Source organism: Lishizhenia sp., assembly GCF_057456495.1.
The window spans coordinates 1-5,789 of record NZ_JBVCPV010000184.1; the positions used below are offsets into that span (position 1 = coordinate 1).

A 5,789-nucleotide genomic window follows, 5' to 3' on the forward strand; every position below is an offset into this window, starting at 1 on the left:
GTATTTGTAGAAGCTCTTCCGGTTGATACTACTGTCAACTGTGATGCAGTGCCAACGGCAATAACTTTAACCGCAACGGATAATTGTAATTCAGCAAGCGTGAACTACCAAGAGAGTACTACCGCTGGAAACTGTGCAAATGCTTATACATTAACGAGAACTTGGACGGCAACAGATGACTGCGGAAATGTGTTGACACATGTTCAAACGGTAACCGTTCAAGACACTACTGCTCCTTTATTTGTGGAAGTCCTTCCAATTGACACGACGGTAAACTGTGATGCTATACCAGCTGCAGTTACTCTAACCGCAACAGATAATTGTAGTACAGCATACGTGAATTACCAAGAAAGTACTACAGCTGGAAACTGTACAAATACATACGTATTAACGAGAACATGGGTAGCTACTGATGATTGTGGTAATACATCAACGCATATTCAAACAGTAAATGTTCAGGATACTACATTACCTGAAATCATATCCTTCCCTGCAGATATTTCGGTTGACAATGATAGTTCATTCTGTGGTGCTGTGATCAGTTGGACCGAACCACAAGGAACTGACTTATGTGGAACCGTTGATGTTCAGAGTACATACAGTTCTGGAGATTTCTTTGATGTTGGCGTAACAACGGTGACCTATACATTCACCGACGAATGTGGTAATGCTGTTGATAGTTCGTTTACTGTAACAGTAACAGACAATGAAGATCCAACGGTTACTTTCAATACGGCAAACTATTTCTGTGCTAGTGATATTGTAGAAATCGATTATGACGTAAATGACAACTGTTCAATTGATACTATCATTACTGATTTCGATGAACAAACCAACTTCCCAATTGGTACGACAACAGTTTCAGTTCAGATCATAGATATTCACGGAAACACAAGTACCACTAGCTTCGACATTGTGGTAAGACCATTACCTGAGATCAAGCTGAACCCAGTCTTTGATAATTGTAAAGGAGGAGAAACAATGCTTGAGGTACACTCACCGAAAAATGACCTAATATACGATTGGTATTTAGAGCAAACTTGGGTGAATTCAGGTCCTGAATATTTGATTGACAAATTAGAATCTGATGATGAGGGAGAATACATTGTTTATGCTACGGATGAATATCAATGTGTAAACAGTGACACTTTGGAAATGATTACAGAGGTATGCGACATGATCATTTATGAAAGTTTCTCTCCAAATGAAGATGGTATTAACGACTACTTTGTAATTGAATATCTAGAAGAATATCCAAATACATCAGTAAGAGTATTTAACCGATGGGGATCTGAAGTATACTACAATGAAGACTATCAAAACAATTGGGATGGTACTTCTCAAAATAAACTAAACGTAGGAGGCAATGAACTTCCAGAAGGAACTTACTTCTACATCATTGAATTAACTGACCCAGTAAGTGGTGAAGCTAAGGCTTACCAAGGGTATGTATACATTAAACGATAAATTGACATGCAAAAATTAACATTAAACTTACTGTTTGTACTGCTGACTTTTAGTACTTCAGTTTTTGCACAGCAAGAATCACAATTCACGCAGTACTTAGACAATATGCTCTACTACAACCCTGCCTATGCAGGAAGTAGAGATGCATTAGCTATCACTAGCTTAAGCAGAGCCCAGTGGGCGGGTATTGAGGGTGCACCAAAAACAACCACACTAAGTGTACATTCACCCATCACCTTGAAGGGACTAGCGCTTGGTGCAAGTATGATTTACGATAAGATTGGTCCAACCTCATCGACTTGGGTAAATGGAGATATTTCTTATACCATACAACTGGATAGAAAAAAGAAAAGTAAACTTTCTTTTGGTCTTAAAGTAGGAGCCAACTTTTTAAGCAACAACTATGGAACATTAACAAAGGAAGAATGGAATGACCCAACCCTATCTGGAGCAGTTCAAAATGAAATTAAACCCAATTTTGGTGCAGGTGTTTATTACCATTCGAAATACTGGTTTCTAGGATTATCTAGTCCTCGTATTGTTGAAAGTGCAGCAGAAGTGGGAGAATTAAACTACAGAGATATTCGTCACTATCACCTTGCCTTTGGAGGGTACTTTAAGTACAATAGGATGCTGAAAATACGTCCATCCATCATGCTTAAAGTTGCCATGAATTCACCAATGGCCATCGAAGCTTCGAACTACTTTATTTTCTATGACAATTTCTGGCTGGGTGTCAATTATAGATTTAAAGAAAGTATTGCACTAATTGCTCAAATAAACCTCAGTAACGAGTTTAAAATAGGGTATGCCTTTGAATTATCAGGAAACAGATTGGTCAAATACAATTTAGGTTCTCACGAATTATTATTGAGTTACGACCTTAACTCTAAAGTTAAAAATCTTCAATCTCCAAGATACTTTTAGAATATGAAATTATCACTTACCATATTGACAATCCTTTTTACTTTTCTTGTTGTGGGGCAGGAAGGAAGGCTAAAATATGCGAATGAATTATTGGAAAATAAATCTTATTTCTATGCAGCTCAAGCTTATGAAGATGTATTAGAACGAGGGATTGATTCAATGAGCATTGCGTCTAATATTGCCTTAGCTTACGACAAAACAGGTGATTTTATGAACGCCTTAAATTGGTACGAATACATTTATACACAAGGAAAATGCACCGATTACCAAATCTTAAGGTATGTACTTTTAGAAAAAAGAGCGAAAAACTATACGAAAGCCTATGAAACATTAACTACCTATTTAAGCACTAAAGAACCTACAGAATATGAATTAAACTTAGCGCTTAATTTTGGCAACTTCGAAAAACTTGCGGTTGCAGACGAAAACTTCAAGGTTGAAAAGGAAAATATCAACACGCATCAATCTGAAATAGGTATTAGCTATAAAGACAGCTCTACTGTTATTTTCTCAAGAAACCAACGTTCTAGATTAATGGAAAATCAAATCCATTCTTGGACAGGAAGTTATTTCTATCACCTCTATAAAGCCGATGTTACTGAATCGGGAAAACTAAATAATGTTACTCCTATAAAATCGAATAGAAAATCAAAATTCCACGATGGAACAGGCGTGTATAGTCCTCAATATGATGTCTATTTCCTTACCAGGAATAATGCGGAACAATTGAAGAGAAGAAATAGAAAGGATGAAGATAATTCTCAAATCAAACTAGAGATATACACCGCAAAGGTGGAAAACAACGCTTTGAAAAACATAAGAAATCTCAATAGAATTAATTCAAGAAAATACTCCACTTGTCACCCAACTTTAGACACCATTAATAATCGTCTCATTTTTTCATCTAACCAACCTGGTGGATATGGAGGAATGGACCTCTATTACGTGCAATTAAATAAAAGAGGGAACATTGTTGGGGACCCAATAAACTTTGGCCCAGAAATCAACACCCAAGAGGATGAGGTTTTCCCCCATTTCAATTCTGTTGAGAGAACACTTTTTTTCTCTACTGAAGGACATTATGGTTTAGGTGGATTGGACATATTTGCTGCAAAATTAGACACCAATTTTCAAACTCTTAAACTTCGAAATTTGGGTGCTCCAGTGAACAGTAATCAGGATGACTTTTCTTATGTAGACAATGCATTTTCCCAGCATGGGTACTTTAGTAGTAACCGTGATGGAGACGATGACATCTACAGTTTTACAAAGCTTAAAGAGATTTTCCATACTCCCTTACTTAATGGTAAGGTCTATGACGGGTTTACAGAGAATACCGTAAGTAATGCCATGGTTTACCTATTCAATGATAAAGGAGTAGTGATAGATTCGACGTATTCTAGTTTAACGGGAAGCTACAATTTTAAGGTAGAACAGAATGAAACGTATTTGATTCGTACTCAAAAAGAAGGGATGAAAACCGATGAAGAGCTATTATTAACAGACGATTCAGAATACTATACAGTAAACCTTCACCTTAACACAACTCCTAATTACTTATTTGCCGGAAGAGTTATAGATCAGGAAACTGAAGTAGATGTCCCTAATGTTCGCATTGTTCTTATGGATAGTACAGGTAACATTAAAAACTATACCTACGATTCAATCAACGGTCACTTTATCATAGATAATATTCGCTATCAATATGGAGATGATGTAGACTTCACTTTTGTTGTTTCCGCTCCAGGATACTATACTAGATATATCCCCTTTAAAGAAACATTAGGAGATCGTCAACATTTGTTTTTAGATAATGAATATGATGTGGTTTTAATTAAAAATGAGAATTACGAAATCACAGATCTTTTCAATTTAATGCCAATCTACTTCAATTTTGACAAGCATAACATCAGACCAGATGCTGCAGAAGAATTGGACAAAATAGTTGTTATACTAAATCAGCACCCAGATATAACATTGTATTTACAAGCGCACACAGATACTAGAGGGGCAGACTATTACAACATGTGGCTTTCTAGAAAAAGAGCCGAAAACTCTAAAAAATACTTGGTTGCAAAGGGAATAAATCCAGAGCGATTGAAAATAGAATTCTATGGAGAAAGAAAACTTTACATCCCTTATAAACAAATTAGAGATGCAAAAGGAATTGTAGAAAAAGAACGTTTACATCAACTCAATAGACGTGTTGAATTCGTTATCTCACTACAATAATCAAAGTTTCATAGCACAAAAAAAGCGGTCGTTTGGTAAGCGACCGCTTTTTAATACTTTTCAATCTGCTGCTAGATTAGAATGCATATCTTATGGCTAAAGATCCACCCCATCCTGCATAACCAGGTCCATTTATTATACCAATTCTAGGTCCTGTATGAAGCGCTAAGTTTAACGGGAAATCAAATGTGTATTCAATCCCAATTACACCTCTAGCTCCTAAAGCAAAACCGTCCTCATAGTATTTAACTGGATGATTATCATTCCATAGGAACGCATGTGCTCCGGCTCCTAAATACCAATTGAATCCAGACCCTAAATCAAAATTCCATTCGTATAATCCCTCCAAGAAAAGGTGATACCTACCACCTCCTAGGGTTGCCTCAATAGCATTTGAACCACCCAACATGTGCTTTAAATTTATAGCTCCATCACCATAAGATCCAAAGCGCAATCCTACAGCTGTGTTGTAGTTTTGTGCCGATGCAACTCCTATTCCACCTGCTAGAAAAGCAAGTACAACCAACATTTTTTTTATTCCTTTCATCATAAGTAGATTTTAATTACCATTCAAGATAAGAATTTGTCGACATACTTGCAATTGCTGAGATTCCAGGTCAAGAAATTCGGCAACAATAATGTAATTTCCTATGTTGCAAATGTGATTTTCTTCATCCATTCCATCCCACAACACAACACCTGAAAAACCTTGTAAAACATTATTAAACAAAGACTTAACAACCATCCCTTCCTCACTATAAATTTTCATGCTTAACATATATTTATTACCGTTATGCGAATAATAAATGGATGTCAAATCTTTTTCTCCATCTCCATTTGGAGTGAATATTTTGGGTGAAATAGACAGTTTTGAAGATGGACCACCCTGAGTAATTTGAGAGTTTTTAAAGCCAGGTGTACCGTAGTTCACATTACTTCCTGCACTATACCATTTTCCAGTTTTTCCCTGGAGATTGATTCTTTCAAGAGCCACACCATTTACATCTTCCAAATAGTTGAAATGCATTTTTTCCGAGTAATTAAACACATCATACACATCTTGGGTATCTATTAGAAATACACTTCCACTGTCGTTCGGAAAATTGGGCAGCTGCATCTCCCAATCGTTGTTTTGCCCTACAAAAGGATAATGTTGTTTTTGA

The 5,789-nt window shown here is 36.4% G+C and carries 5 protein-coding genes; 3 read left to right on the forward strand and 2 right to left on the reverse strand.

Features of this window, described 5'->3' with window-relative positions; all coding sequences use genetic code 11:
• From AC22ZQ_RS11945 to AC22ZQ_RS11955, 3 genes are all read left to right on the forward strand, one after another.
• Window positions 1-1,467 (forward strand): T9SS type B sorting domain-containing protein (locus AC22ZQ_RS11945; protein WP_318958998.1); only part of this gene is annotated, 1,467 nt, incomplete at its 5' end.
• 6 nt (window positions 1,468-1,473) lie between these two features.
• Entirely contained in the window at window positions 1,474-2,394 is a 921-nt protein-coding gene (locus AC22ZQ_RS11950) for a PorP/SprF family type IX secretion system membrane protein (protein WP_318958999.1), read from the forward strand.
• A gap of 3 nt (window positions 2,395-2,397) precedes the next feature.
• Window positions 2,398-4,626 (forward strand): OmpA family protein, encoded by a 2,229-nt coding sequence (locus AC22ZQ_RS11955; RefSeq protein WP_318959000.1) that lies wholly within the window; start codon window positions 2,398-2,400, stop codon window positions 4,624-4,626.
• A gap of 76 nt (window positions 4,627-4,702) precedes the next feature.
• On the opposite strand, the gene AC22ZQ_RS11960 is transcribed toward AC22ZQ_RS11955, so the two are convergent.
• A complete protein-coding gene (locus tag AC22ZQ_RS11960; RefSeq protein WP_318959001.1) occupies window positions 4,703-5,176 on the reverse strand; it encodes a hypothetical protein in 474 nt (157 codons plus the stop codon).
• A 9-nt stretch (window positions 5,177-5,185) separates the two neighbouring features.
• Window positions 5,186-5,789 (reverse strand): hypothetical protein (locus tag AC22ZQ_RS11965; protein ID WP_318959002.1); only part of this gene is annotated, 604 nt, incomplete at its 5' end.